Origin of the sequence: Bradyrhizobium sp. NP1, from assembly GCF_030378205.1 — a bacterium.
Classification (GTDB): Bacteria; Pseudomonadota; Alphaproteobacteria; order Rhizobiales; family Xanthobacteraceae; genus Bradyrhizobium.
This window is the reverse complement of the sequence record NZ_CP127385.1, coordinates 3,039,329-3,051,624: the sequence shown is the minus strand read 5'-3', so window position 1 is coordinate 3,051,624 and position 12,296 is coordinate 3,039,329. Positions and strand designations below refer to the sequence as shown.

The following is a 12,296-nucleotide window of genomic DNA, read 5'->3' as shown; positions in this document are numbered from 1 at the left end:
CAGAAGGGACCACGGCAGGATGGGAGCGTCAAGATCAATTTTTGAGCTGGACGCCCTTATGGATGCTGAGATTTGCCGGCTAAGCGTGAGCACGATCGCCCGGCGCTATCGGGATGGCTCGCTTTCGCCTGTCGACGTGGTGGATGCGTTTCTTGAGCGAATCGAGCGGCTTAACCCGGCGCTGAAAGCCTTTGTCCTGGTCACGGCTGAGACCGCGCGGCGCGAAGCAAAATTGGCCGAGGCTCGCCTGCGGTCGGGTGACAAAGAGTCGCTCTCGTCCGTTTTCGGCATCCCTTTCTCGGTCAAGGACACGCTGCCGACGAAAGGTGTCCGCACCACTTTCGGCTCGCGGCTGTTTGCGGATTTCGTGCCGACGGAAGATGCGGCCGCCGTTTCAGCATTGAAACAGGCCGGCGCCATCCTGCTCGGCAAGACGAATACCCCCGCTTTCGGTTGGGTCGGCGTGACGCAAAACTTCCTCTTCGGAGCGACGCCCAATCCCTGGCGACCGACGGTGACCCCCGGGGGCTCGAGCGGCGGCGCGGCGGTCGCGGCCTGCGCCGCGCTCGCGCCGATCAACATCGGAACGGACGGTGGCGGGTCGCTGCGAATTCCCGCAGCCTTTACCGGGACAGTCGGCTTCAAGCCCTCATATGGACGGGTCCCGAACTACCCGACAGGTGCCAATTGGAGCCTGCAGCATATCGGGCCCATGGCGCGCACCATCGATGACGCCATGATCGCGTTCGACGCCATCGCACAGCCCGATGACCGCGATCCCTATTGCCTGCCCGCACGCCGGGCCGATGAAGCGGTGCGGGAGCCGACACGACGACCTCTGAAGATCATCTTCGCACCCGACCTCGGATTCTCCGAGGCGATCGATCCAGAGATCGTTGATGTCTGCCGCAAGGCAGTCGCAGCCTTCGCCGAGATGAAACACGATGTCGTCGAACGCGAGCTCGAATGGTCATCTCCGATGGCTTTCTGGCAGACGATCTTCGTCACCGGGGCGGCCGACCGGCTCGGCGCGTTTCTCCCCGACCGCGCCAACGACATCGAGCCCACGCTGCGTGAATTCATTCTCGAGGGCAGGCGGCTTCCGGCTGATGCCTATTACCGTGCCTGCCTTGCCCGCAATGACTGGTGGCAAGGGGTGCGGAAGACATTTGAGGAATGCGATCTCCTGATCACGCCGACCGTGGCCTGCGCGCCGTTTGCGCTGGGGATGGAAACCCCCGGCCAGGTGGCAGGACGCAATGTCTCGTTCTACGGGTGGTCACCATTCTGTCCTGCATTCAACCTCACCGGGCAGCCGGCAATCTCCGTGCCTGCGGGCCGGACCAAGGACGGCCTGCCTGTGGGCTTGCAGATCGTCGGACACCGTTTCGCCGACACCGCAGTGTTGGCCGCCGCGGCGGCTTTCGAAACCGCCCGGCCGTGGCCGGATTGGGTGGATCATTAGATCGGACGCGGTCCGGCATCGCCCTTAACCTTTATCGATAGCGAGATCAGAATGAACAAGCAGACGCAGCTCTCCGCAGTTGGCCGAGTGATGGCCTGCCTTGATCGCATCGAAGAGATCGACCCCTCGATTCGTGCCTGGGAATTTCTCGACCGCGAAGCGGCGTTGAACGCGGCCGCACAAACCGATCGGATCCACGCCGGGAAGCCGCTGCATGGCTGGATCGTCGGCGTCAAGGACAACCACGACACCTGCGACATGCCGACATCCTACGGCTCGCCGATCTATCGCGGCCACCGGCCCGCCTCGGATTGCGCCGTCGTCTCCCGCTTGCGCGCCAACGGCGCCGTCGTGCTTGGCAAGACCGTCTCCACCGAGTTCGCCGCGTGGCCCCCTTCGCGCACGCGCAACCCGCGCAACCCCGATCACACGCCAGGCGGCTCCTCCAGCGGCTCCGCCGCGGCGGTCGCCTCCGGCATGGTCCCAGTCGCGCTCGGCACGCAGACGCTGGGCTCGGTGATCCGCCCGGCCTCCTATTGCGGCGTTGTCGGCTTCAAGCCGAGCTTCGGCCGCATCAGTCGCGTCGGCATCCGCCCGCTCGCGGATTCACTGGATACGGTTGGCGTCTTTGCGACCAGCGTGCCGGAATGCGCTCATGTCTACGGCATCCTTGCCGACCATGCGGCCATGACAGAGCCGGCAGCGGCCGGCGACCGCCCGCCTCCCCTCGCCTTCTGCCAGGGGCCAGCATGGGCGCGGGCCGATGCTGACGCGCGCGAGGCAATGGTCGACTATGTGAAGGCGCTGCGCGGCCGCGGGCTGATGATCGATGAAATCGAGCTGCCGGCAGAGTTCGCGTCACTGCCGGAAGCCGCGAAGCTCATCCACGACTTCGAAATGCGGCATGGCTTCCTGACCGAGTATATCCATCACGCCGACAAGCTCAGCGAACAATTCCGCCAGGGCTTTGAACATGCGTCGCGCATCTCAATTTCCGACTACGAGCAGGCCGTCGAACTCGGCGAAGCCTGCCGCGAGAAGCTCGCCGGTGTCTTGGCTGGCCGAACGGTCCTGAGCCTTGCCGCAACCGGAGAGGCGCCCCAAGGTCACGCCTCCACGGGCGATCCGGCCATGAATTCGTTCTGGACCCTTCTGCATGCGCCCTGCATCACGCTGCCAAAACTCCACGGCAAGCTTGGCTTGCCGATAGGCCTGCAAATCGTCGCACCACGTTTCGCCGATCAGCATCTGCTTCGCGTCGCAACGTGGCTGGAACAGCTTTGAACAAGTTGGAAGATGCCGTGCTCGGGATATTTGCGGTCAGTGCCGCCTGACCGTTACGTCTAGCCTGGAGCCCCCAGCCGCCGAGAAGCTCTCGCGGCGGCATCCTTCACCGTTTGGCAGAGCTCACTTATGGCTTTCGCGCTGAGCTTTTGTCGCGGGACCGCGCCACTCAAGGCCGCAATTGTCTGACCGCTTGCGTTGCGCACGGGCGCCCCTGCCGCAAACACGTTATCGATGTTTTCTTCGTCAGAGATCGCGTATCCCAACCGCCGGCATTCGTTGAGATCCTTCACGAGGGCGGCAAAGGACCGCCTGGTCTTCCTGGTCAGTTGCTTGTAGGGAGCCGGGCCCAACAAGTGCCCGGCCTCCTCGTCGGTCTTGGATGACAGCAATGCTTTGCCAAGGGCAGTTGAATGCAGGTAGGTGCGTGATCCCGGAGCATTCGTGATCGTTATTCCGCCTCCACTCTGAACGGCTGCGAGATAGATCACGGACTGATCACGCAGAACGCCGAGAAAGCTGTTGACCTGCTTCTCATCCGCGAGAAAGTGCAACTCCGGCGTGGTCGCGGCGTTCAGATCGACGCTGGACAAGAAAGCGGAGCCGACCTGAAACGCCTTGTAGCCGATCTTCCATTTGGTCGATTCTGCCGCCTTTTCCACGAAGTCCGCCCGCGCGAGGGCATTCACCAGGCGCTGGGCCATGCTCGGAGCAATGCCGAGATTCCGCGCGATCTCCCTGACGCCCATTTCACCCGAGTTTCCGAGCATCTCCAGGACGTTTAACGCACGAGAAACAGTTTGGCTTCCCGACCCAGCCACGACCTTATCCATGAGAGGCCCGTTCCTGACCTATAGCCATGATGTGCGCCAGCATCATATCAGCTGGCCATTGCGCAGAGAAACCCAGAGCTCGCAAGACATTGTCAGTCGCGGATGCGGCGACGAAGAAAAGACGATATCTATCCGGCTCACGCTTTCACCAGATCGCCTAACCGCACATAGTTGCGACCACCTATTCTCGCGATCGGAGAATATGCCTTGGGATCGATCTTGCAATCCTGCGCCAAACCAGACTTCACGTGCATCGCGACGACCTTCCCGACGACAAGATGATTCGGCGCATCGCCAAAATTGACAATCTGGTCCAGGACGCATTCAAACTGGATCTTCGATCCCGACAGTCTTGGGGTCTTAATCCGCGTCGATGGCGTCGTCCTGAAACCCAGCAGATCGACTTCGCTGACATCCGCGGGATGCTCGTCGCTCGCCCTTTGCACGACATCCTCCCACCCCTCCGGGACCATGTTGATGACGAACTCGCGCGCCGCCCTGACATTCGCCAGCGTGTCCTTCGGATGTGACCCGGCCAGTCGCGGGCCGACGGAGAAACCGAGCAGACCGGGATCCACCGCCAAAATGACGAACTGGCTAAACGGAGCGGCATTCACCAATCCGTCCGGACCCAGTGAAGTCACGAACGCGATCGGTCGCGGAATCACCGCACCGGTGAGGATCTTGTAGCGCTCGGCCCGGGTCAGCAATGCAAGGTCGAAGCAATCGAACTCGTCCGACGAAGCCGGCGCCCCAGCCTCGCTCATTTGGGCACCTTTGCCATCACATCCGAAGCGAACCATTCAATTTGCTCGTTCATTTCGGCAACAGAATCGGCGGGGAACATCAGCGCGCTGCAATGATCGACGCCGATGCTGCGGAGCTTGTCGATCTTCTCGAGGATCACGTCGGGCGAGCCGACGAGGTTTGCGACGACCTGATGGCTCAGGTCACGTCCCGTATAGGACAGCGAGACGCGATGAGCGACGAGCCCGCTCTCCATATACCGCTTCTCGGCGGCCTCCAGCGTCTTGTCGACGGTAACCGAGAATTGGGGAGCGATTTCGATCTCGGACGGATTGCGTCCCAGCTTCGCGGCGCGCACCTTGAGGTCAGCAATCCGCTGCTCCATTTCCGCAAGCGGACGCCATCCGGGCAGCCAACCCTGTCCGTAGCGGGCCGCCCGCTCAACCGCTTCAAGATTGTGACCCCCGATATACAGCGGAAAGGGCTGAACCGTGCTCTTGGGAAACATCTCCACGTCCTTGAACGTGTAGTATTTGCCCTCATAGCTGCAGCTCTTCTCGTTGAACAGCAGCTCCAACGCCTCGAGCCCTTCGTCCATCATGTCGCCCCGTCTCGCCTTGGCGGCACGCGAACCTCCCCAGGCGAGGAATTCTTCGCGGTAAGCGCCGAGACCCACAGCCATGATGAACCGGCCGTTCGACATTTGGTCCAGCGTGATGGCCTGCTTCGCGAGATAGACGGGATCACGCATCGGAAGCACGGTAAGCGCGGTGCCAAGCTTCAGTCTCTTTGTGGCCGCCCCGATTGCTGCGAGTACCACCAATGGTTCATAGAAGTTGGGTGGTCTTCCCGGGAAGAGATCCCTGACATAATCCTGCGTGGTAATGTGGTCATTTCCCCAGACAGAATCGTAGCCCAGGCGTTCACAGAGCTGCGCCTGCCGGATGAAATCCTCCGGCCCGGCAAAGGGGATCGGGTACATCACGCCTTCAAAGCCGGTCGAAAGACACACACTGAACTTCATCTTCTCACCCCTTGAATGATCTCAGGATCTTGCGGATTTGATCGCCGTCGCGTGCGCCGGCGACGATGACTTCGTCCAGGCCTGCGGCGTGATAAGCGGCCAACCGCTCTCTCACCCGCGCCGGCGGGCCGCTGGCGGCATGACGCGCAACGATGTCGTCGGTAATCATCGCCTGGGCGCGGTCCCAGTCCTCTGCAACAACAGCCTGGTTTAGCGCTGCCTGGTCCAGGGCGCTTCCCGCAGCATCAAGGTTCGCCCGGTGATGAGGACCGCGCAGCAGGATCGCCAATATTCGCCTCAAGCGGTCGTTGGCTACACTTTCACTCTCGCCGACCGCTGCATAGACAAGTCCATGTGTCCGCACCTTGCGCCCATTCGTGCCCTCATCGACATGCTTGAGCGTCTGCTCGACGAACTGGACGGACGAGCCGGCGCTTATCAGCACACCATCGGCCTCTGCCCCGGCGAGCTTCAGCGTCTGCGGTCCGGAAGCCGCAAGGATGAGCGGAACAGGCCGACGCTCCGTCACCAAACGCCGGCTTGCTACGGTAAACGTCTCGCCGTGATAATTGACGGTTTCGCCAGCCAGCAGCGCGCGGATAATGCGCAGTGCTTCGCGCATCGCCCTCAATGGTCTCGATCCGTCGATTTCAAGGGCCTTGAGGTCGGCCGGCGCACCGACGCCAAGACACAGCTTCACACGTCCGGGAAACGCTTCGTCCAGCGTCGCTGCCGCCATCGCGATCTGCACCGGGTGCAGCGTCAACGGACTCACTGCCATCAACGCGACACTCATACGCTCCGTCTGCGAAAGCGCTCGCGTGGCCAGGACGACCGGATCGCGCAAAAACAAATGATTTGCGATCCAGAAGGTTGAAGCTCCTCCCGCTTCGCCGACCGCGGCCTTCTCGTTGAACTCCGATGGCGCGTCACGCCCATCACTTGAGATGGAGATGTCAGACAAGGCTCTTCACCGCTTCAAGGATCTTGATGTAGCCCGTGCAGCGACAGATGTTGCCGCGAAGAAAGTGACGAATCTCCGCTTCGGAAGGCTTCGGATTGATCTCGAGCAATGCGGTCGTAGCCAGAACCATTCCGGGCGTGCAAAAGCCGCACTGCATCGCAGCGTGATCAACGAACGCCTGCTGAACGCGGCTCAGCCGACCATTTTCGTCCAGACCCTCGACCGTCGTCAGGGATCTGCCATCGACGTCCACCGCAAGCGTCGTGCAGCTGCTTACCGGAAGGCGATCGACAAGCACCGTGCACGCGCCGCATACTTCGACATCGCACGAGCGCTTCGTTCCCTTGAGGGAGAGCCGATCGCGCAGCACGTCGATCAACAGATCCGACGGCTCGACCGAAAGACGCCGATCGCACCCATTGACTGAGATCGCGATCTCGACAGTCTGGGTATCAACCATTGGGAAAATCCCCTGCCGCACCCGCGGCCTCCAGAATTGCCCGGCGCATCAGCACTGCAGCCAGGTGCCGCTTGTAATCCGCGCCTCCATGCAAGTCGTCGTGGGCCGGCAGTTCGGAAGCGGCCTTCTCGGTCACCTGCCGCAGAACATCCATAATTTCGCCCGGAGGCACACCTGCCAGCTCGTCCTCGACCATATTCATATGCAAGGGGCGATCGCTGATCGCGCCGATCCAAATCCTGTATTCGCTTTTGCCGTCGCGCCGGAGATGGCCGCCCGCAACCCCGACGGCCGGGCGCTCCAGGTGTCCGAAGCTCTTGTAGGAATAGCGGTCGCCCGGTTTCGTGATCGGAATCCGGATCTCCGTCATCAGCTCGTCGTCGGCTCGAACTGTCGTGAACTCGCCCTCTATGAAGTCGCCGGCCGGCACTGACCTGCCACCGTTCGGGCCACTGAGCGTCACGGTTGCACCCATGGCGGCGAGCAACGCCGGTGGGTCCGCGTGCGGTTCGGCGAAGCACAAGTTTCCGCCGAGTGTCCCGGCGACCCTTACGCGGATATTGGCGATGTTGTCGCTGAGTGCGGCGTAGGAGGGAACCAGCCGGCGGATTATATCGTCGGTCGCCAGCCGATGATGCGTCACGAGCGGACCGACGGCGATCCAGCCGTCCTCACGTCGCAGCTCGTTCAGCGCTGCGATATGCTTCAGATCAATCAAGTGCTCGTATCTCAGAACACGCGCCTTCATCGCGAGAAGCAGTTCCGTCCCGCCGGCATAGACCGTCGCATCGCTCCCGTAGGCCGCGATCATCTCGTGAGCGGCGGCCAGATTGGCGGGTCGATGGTACTGGAATTTCGACAGCAGCACTCAGATGTTCTCCAACTGGGCCCGCAGCCGCTGGTCGAACTGGGCGAAATTTTCTTCGGCCTTCTTCTTGATGAGCGAATAGCCGAGCGAGGCCAGCCGGCCGGCGATCTGCAAATCCGCATCGACCGTCAGCTTGCTTCCGGTGGCGCCCGCAGGGCTCAGCTTGACATCGAACCTCACGGTCAGGGTCGTCTTGGTAATCTTGTCCTTGCCGACGGCATGAGCGCGCACGAAGTTCGGCTCTTCGTGCTCATCGACAACGATCTCCGCGGGCACCTCCAGCTTGAAGGGACCGATCTTCTGCTTGAGCACGGCGCTATAGCGTTTGAGCCATTCGTGCTCCTCGACCTGTTCGCAGCCCGGAACACACGTCGCGATGCGACCGATGTCGACCATGACGAGCCACACCTTATCGGGAGCACTCGGAAGCGACGCTTCCATCCTGAAATCCATCGTCAGGCACCTTTCTTCGCTTGCAGCGCACGCCACACTCGCTCGGGCGTGAGAGGAAGCTCGCGCACTCTGATGCCGAAGCCGGCAGCCAGCGCGTTTGCAATCGCAGGTGCCATCGGCAGGATCGCGCCCTCCCCCATGCCCCGCATGCCCCCAGGGCCCGGGCCATCGCGATTCTCGATCAGGATAGTTGCGAAGACGTCGGGGACTTCGTCGATCGTCGGGACGTGATAGTCGATCATGGTTGCATTGATCGGCTGTCCGTCGCTGTAAAGAAGTTCTTCGGACAGGGCGTGCCCAAGCCCCATGATGGCGGCGCCCTCGTCCTGCCCCTCCGCGCCGGCTCGATTCACGACCCTGCCGATATCGGCAACGCTGACGTAGCGACGGACGCGAATTTCTCCCGTATCCTCGTCGAGTTCAACGGCGCATCGGCCGGCGGCCGTCTCCCAGAACAACGGCGCCAGCGCCAGGTTTCCATCCCGGGAATGTGGCGATATGCGACCGATGGCGACGATCTCGCCGCTATCGATGCCATAGTAGGCGTGCAGCAGTTCCATGAAGGTGACGAAGCGATCGCCGGCGACCACTCCACCATCGCGGAGATCGACTGTGGAGGGGTCTACGCCCAGGACAATGGCGGCAACTTCGCAGAGCTGTCGTCTGATATCCCTGGCCGCGTCTTCAATTGCCATCCCCATCATCAGTGATGACCGGCTTGCACCGGTCCCCCAATCGAAAGGCGCCGTCGCAGTGTCCGGCGTCAAAACAGACACCGCAGATGGCTTCTGATGAAGGTGCTCGGCCGCCAAGCGGCGCAAAACCTCGCGGACCCCCTGACCGATCTCCACGCTGTTGCATACGACGAGCACGGAGCCATCGATCTTCAGCCTCAGCATCAGCGAGGCGACAGGAAGAATGCCGGGATCGGACACGCCGAGCGCCGTCCCGTTTGAAAGTCGCAGTCCCGGCGCGCCCGCTTCGAGCCGGCTCATGGCCTGCGATGCCAGCCCCATTGCTTCCGCCATATCGACGTCGATCGGCCGCAGGTCCGGACGTACATGCTCCCCGCGCTTGAGCATGTTGTGGTAACGAAACTCGACGGGATCGAGCCCGAGCGTCGTCGCGATGATATCCATTTGCGATTCGGTCGCCCAGACCGCCTGCGGGCCGCCAATCGATCGGAACGCCGCACCGGGCACCGTGTTGGTGTAGACCGCCAGGCTTTCCAGCCGAAGATTCGGAAAATGATACGGCCCGATTGCGCGATTGGCGGCCTTTATCGCGACGGCTGGACCTGTATCAGCATAGGCGCCTCCGTTCATGATGACGCGCACGCTCTTGCCGAGGAGAGTGCCGTCGTTCCGAACGGCCGTCTTGATGCTGACGCGGGCGCTCAGCCGCCGCGCGGTCAGCATGGACTCCGAGATGGAGAGGCATACACGAACCGGCCTGCGCGCCTTCCAGGCAAGAGCCGCGACGAGCGGATCGATTTTGACGGAAGCCTTGCCTCCGAAACCGCCGCCCACATAGGGCGACAGAACCCGAACCCTTGCCAGCGGCAGATTGAAGATGCGCGCCAGCACCTTCTGCACCGCGGTTGGCGATTGCCCGCAGCTCCATACGGTCAGTCCATCTTCGCCGAAGGATGCCACGACGCAATGTGGTTCCATCGCGTAGTGGAAGACCATGGGAAAGTCGAACTCATCCTCAAAACAGCGGTCCGCCTCGACGAATGCCTTTTCCACGTCGCCGTGTTCGTACCGATAGTTCTGATAGATGTTGGTCCCTGGTACCGGCTTGGCTTCACCCTTGAAGTAGAAGTCCTTCAGCGTCCGGTGCTCATCGTGCAGGAGCGGAGCATCCTTGCCCATCGCTTCACTGGCATCGGTCACGAATGGCAGCGGTTCGTAGTCGATTTGGATGAGCTCCAGCGCCTCTTCCGCCGTTCGTTCGTCGATCGCCGCCACCATTGCGACGGGCTCGCCGACGTAGCGGACGCGATCGACCGCGATGACCGGCCTGTCCTTCAGGAACAACCCCCAGTTCGCATCGAGTCCCACCAGGTCCGCTCCCGTCAGGACGGTCACGACGCCCTCCATCTCAAGCGCCGCGCTGACGTCGATGCTCTTGATGAAACCATGCGGAATAGGACTTCTGAGCACCCTCCCCTGAAGCATTCCAGGCAACGTCAGGTCGGAGATGAACTCGGCGCGCCCAGTCACCTTCTCGAAGAAGTCGCTGCGCACGGCATCGGAGCTCTCCGTCGTCATGTCGCAGACTCCGGCTCCCCAAGCCTTTGTTCGCCACGAAAGTATTTGAAAGCCTGGGTAAGCACCACGATTGCCGCGACGAGAAGGATGACAGCGGAGATCGGCCGCAGAAAGACGATTGCGATGCTGCCGTCGCCCATCAGCAGGGACTGCCGCAGCGAGGTGTCCAGGATATTGGCCAGGATGAACGCCATGATGAGCGGACCTGCGTCCAGGTCGGCCTTGCGAAAGACATATCCGATCGCGCCGAAGATCATAAGCGTCTGGACGTCAGCGAAATTGCTCCGGAGACTGTACGTTCCAAATATTGCGATCAGCAGGATCGCCGGACTGAGCACCCAAGAGGGAACCCGCAACAGCTGAACCCACAGACCGACGAGCGGCAGGTTCAGGATCAGCAACATGATATTGCCGACATACATTGATGCGATCACGCCCCAGAACACGTCTGGACTTTTGACCAGCATGAGTGGTCCGGGCTGCACGTTCTGAATCAGCAGACCGGCGAACAGCACGGCCGTCACGGCATTTCCCGGAAGACCAAGCGTGAGGAGCGGAACGAATGATGCGGTTGCAGCGGAATTGTTGGCCGATTCGGGCCCGGCCACGCCCGCAATGGCTCCATGGCCGAATTTCTCCGGCGTCTTCGACAGCTTTTTTTCCAACGTATAGCTCATCAACGAGGCCAGGATCGCGCCGCCACCGGGTATCAATCCGACGAGGAAGCCAATGAAGGACCCCCGAAGGATTGGCCCGCTCGATTCGTTCCAGTCGTCCCGGCTTGGAAAGAGACGCCCGACCTTCGAAGCCACCAGCGAAGATTCATCCTTGCTGTCGAGATTGTGCAGGATCTCGCCGAGGCCAAAAAGCCCCATCAGCATCGGCACGAGATCAATTCCGTCGCTGATCGACATGATGCCGAAGGTGTAGCGCTCGACGCCGGTTATGGTGTCAACGCCGATCAGGCCGAGCAGCAGTCCTGCGAACACCATACACATCCCGCGGATCGGCGACCCCGCCGACAGCGTCGCACTCAGCGACAGGCCGAAGAGCGCAAGGGCGAAGTATTCCGGCGGGCCAAAGGAGACCGCAAAGCTCGCGAAAGCAGGGCCGACCAGCGCCAGGGCACATACCGCCAACGTGCCCGCGATGAAGGAGCCGATCGCCGCGATCGCGAGGGCCGGACCGGCACGCCCCTTCTTGGCCATTTCGTAACCATCGATGCAGGTGACAACCGACGCCGCCTCACCCGGCACTTTCAGCAGGATGGAGGTCGTCGAACCGCCGTACATCGCGCCGTAATAGATCGACGCCAGCATGATGATGGCGCCCAGCGGTGATCCCGCGTGGTAGGTGACCGGAAGGAGCACCGCGATGGTCGTCACGGGGCCTAGGCCGGGCAGCACGCCGACGAGCGTCCCCAGGACTGAGCCGATGAAGGCATAGAGCAGATTTGCCGGCTCAAGCGACAGAGAAACGCCGTAGGCGAGTTTTTGCAGAGCGTCGATCATTGGAAATCCGGAAAGAGCTGCATCGGAACCTTCAGGAATACACCGAAGATCAGAAGGCCGAGGCCCGTAAGACCGGCACTGCATGCCGCCGAGCGAAGCCAGCCTTGGCGATAGAACAGACGAATCCACAAGAAGAGCAGCACGAGCGTCGACAGCACAAAGCCTGCTCGCGACAGCAGCGCAGCGTAGATGATGACAAGCGCGATCGCGGACAGAGGCCCTGCCGTGAAGCCGGTCTCCGCTGATGGAAGCGGCTCGCGCAGTACGAGAAAGAGCATCGGCAATAGCAGCGAGGAAACGACGAACGGAAGCAGACCTGCACCCGGGCCATCATCGCCCCAGAAGCCGAGCTTGAGTGCGCCGGCGCCGAAGACCAGCGCCAGCACGCCCAGCATTGCTATGGCGAGATATGTC

General features: G+C 61.8%; 12 protein-coding genes. 2 read left to right on the top strand and 10 right to left on the bottom strand.

All coding sequences use genetic code 11. The features are described 5' to 3' along the window. The first annotated feature begins 85 nt into the window (after positions 1 to 85). On the top strand, positions 86 to 1,465 hold the full coding sequence (locus QOU61_RS14365) for an amidase (RefSeq protein WP_289659421.1): 1,380 nt from the start codon (positions 86 to 88) through the stop codon (positions 1,463 to 1,465). A gap of 51 nt (positions 1,466 to 1,516) precedes the next feature. Next, a complete protein-coding gene (locus QOU61_RS14360) occupies positions 1,517 to 2,749 on the top strand; it encodes an amidase (RefSeq protein ID WP_289659419.1) in 1,233 nt (410 codons plus the stop codon). A 59-nt stretch (positions 2,750 to 2,808) separates the two neighbouring features. Here QOU61_RS14360 and QOU61_RS14355 read toward each other — a convergent pair whose 3' ends face one another. The 10 genes from QOU61_RS14355 to QOU61_RS14310 all read right to left on the bottom strand — a co-directional run bounded on the left by QOU61_RS14355 (position 2,809) and on the right by QOU61_RS14310 (position 12,277). Beyond that, a complete protein-coding gene (locus QOU61_RS14355; RefSeq protein ID WP_289659417.1) occupies positions 2,809 to 3,582 on the bottom strand; it encodes an IclR family transcriptional regulator in 774 nt (257 codons plus the stop codon). A 137-nt stretch (positions 3,583 to 3,719) separates the two neighbouring features. Beyond that, positions 3,720 to 4,385, bottom strand: a complete 666-nt coding sequence (locus tag QOU61_RS14350) for a flavin reductase family protein (RefSeq protein WP_289659415.1) — start codon at positions 4,383 to 4,385, stop codon at positions 3,720 to 3,722. After that, on the bottom strand, positions 4,346 to 5,353 hold the full coding sequence (locus tag QOU61_RS14345) for an LLM class flavin-dependent oxidoreductase (protein ID WP_289659413.1): 1,008 nt from the start codon (positions 5,351 to 5,353) through the stop codon (positions 4,346 to 4,348). Before QOU61_RS14345 ends, QOU61_RS14350 begins: the two co-directional genes overlap by 40 nt. Before the next feature lie 4 nt (positions 5,354 to 5,357). Beyond that, entirely contained in the window at positions 5,358 to 6,317 is a 960-nt protein-coding gene (locus QOU61_RS14340) for an LLM class flavin-dependent oxidoreductase (RefSeq protein WP_289659411.1), read from the bottom strand. Then, positions 6,310 to 6,777: a (2Fe-2S)-binding protein gene (locus tag QOU61_RS14335; RefSeq protein WP_289659409.1), complete on the bottom strand. Its 468-nt coding sequence runs from the start codon at positions 6,775 to 6,777 to the stop codon at positions 6,310 to 6,312. Before QOU61_RS14335 ends, QOU61_RS14340 begins: the two co-directional genes overlap by 8 nt. Then, positions 6,770 to 7,645, bottom strand: a complete 876-nt coding sequence (locus QOU61_RS14330) for an FAD binding domain-containing protein (RefSeq protein WP_289659407.1) — start codon at positions 7,643 to 7,645, stop codon at positions 6,770 to 6,772. The genes QOU61_RS14335 and QOU61_RS14330 overlap by 8 nt, the downstream gene beginning before the upstream one ends. After that, complete coding sequence (locus QOU61_RS14325) at positions 7,646 to 8,086, bottom strand: SRPBCC family protein (protein ID WP_289659405.1); 441 nt, start codon at positions 8,084 to 8,086, stop codon at positions 7,646 to 7,648. 14 nt (positions 8,087 to 8,100) lie between these two features. Continuing rightward, entirely contained in the window at positions 8,101 to 10,371 is a 2,271-nt protein-coding gene (locus QOU61_RS14320) for a xanthine dehydrogenase family protein molybdopterin-binding subunit (RefSeq protein ID WP_289659403.1), read from the bottom strand. Beyond that, positions 10,368 to 11,879, bottom strand: coding sequence for a tripartite tricarboxylate transporter permease (locus QOU61_RS14315; protein ID WP_502876959.1), 1,512 nt, complete (start codon positions 11,877 to 11,879; stop codon positions 10,368 to 10,370). Before QOU61_RS14315 ends, QOU61_RS14320 begins: the two co-directional genes overlap by 4 nt. Next, entirely contained in the window at positions 11,879 to 12,277 is a 399-nt protein-coding gene (locus QOU61_RS14310; protein ID WP_289659399.1) for a tripartite tricarboxylate transporter TctB family protein, read from the bottom strand. The genes QOU61_RS14315 and QOU61_RS14310 overlap by 1 nt, the downstream gene beginning before the upstream one ends. Positions 12,278 to 12,296 lie beyond the last annotated feature (19 nt).

Excerpts from the sequence above, each read along its gene's own strand:
- QOU61_RS14360 (WP_289659419.1), top strand. The coding sequence starts at position 1,517 with ATGAACAAGCAGACGCAGCTCTCCGCAGTTGGCCGAGTGATGGCCTGC.
- QOU61_RS14355 (WP_289659417.1), bottom strand. The coding sequence starts at position 3,582 with ATGGATAAGGTCGTGGCTGGGTCGGGAAGCCAAACTGTTTCTCGTGCG.
- QOU61_RS14350 (WP_289659415.1), bottom strand. The coding sequence starts at position 4,385 with ATGGTTCGCTTCGGATGTGATGGCAAAGGTGCCCAAATGAGCGAGGCT.
- QOU61_RS14345 (WP_289659413.1), bottom strand. The coding sequence starts at position 5,353 with ATGAAGTTCAGTGTGTGTCTTTCGACCGGCTTTGAAGGCGTGATGTAC.
- QOU61_RS14335 (WP_289659409.1), bottom strand. The coding sequence starts at position 6,777 with ATGGTTGATACCCAGACTGTCGAGATCGCGATCTCAGTCAATGGGTGC.
- QOU61_RS14325 (WP_289659405.1), bottom strand. The coding sequence starts at position 8,086 with ATGGAAGCGTCGCTTCCGAGTGCTCCCGATAAGGTGTGGCTCGTCATG.
- QOU61_RS14320 (WP_289659403.1), bottom strand. The coding sequence starts at position 10,371 with ATGACGACGGAGAGCTCCGATGCCGTGCGCAGCGACTTCTTCGAGAAG.
- QOU61_RS14310 (WP_289659399.1), bottom strand. The coding sequence starts at position 12,277 with ATGCTGGGCGTGCTGGCGCTGGTCTTCGGCGCCGGCGCACTCAAGCTC.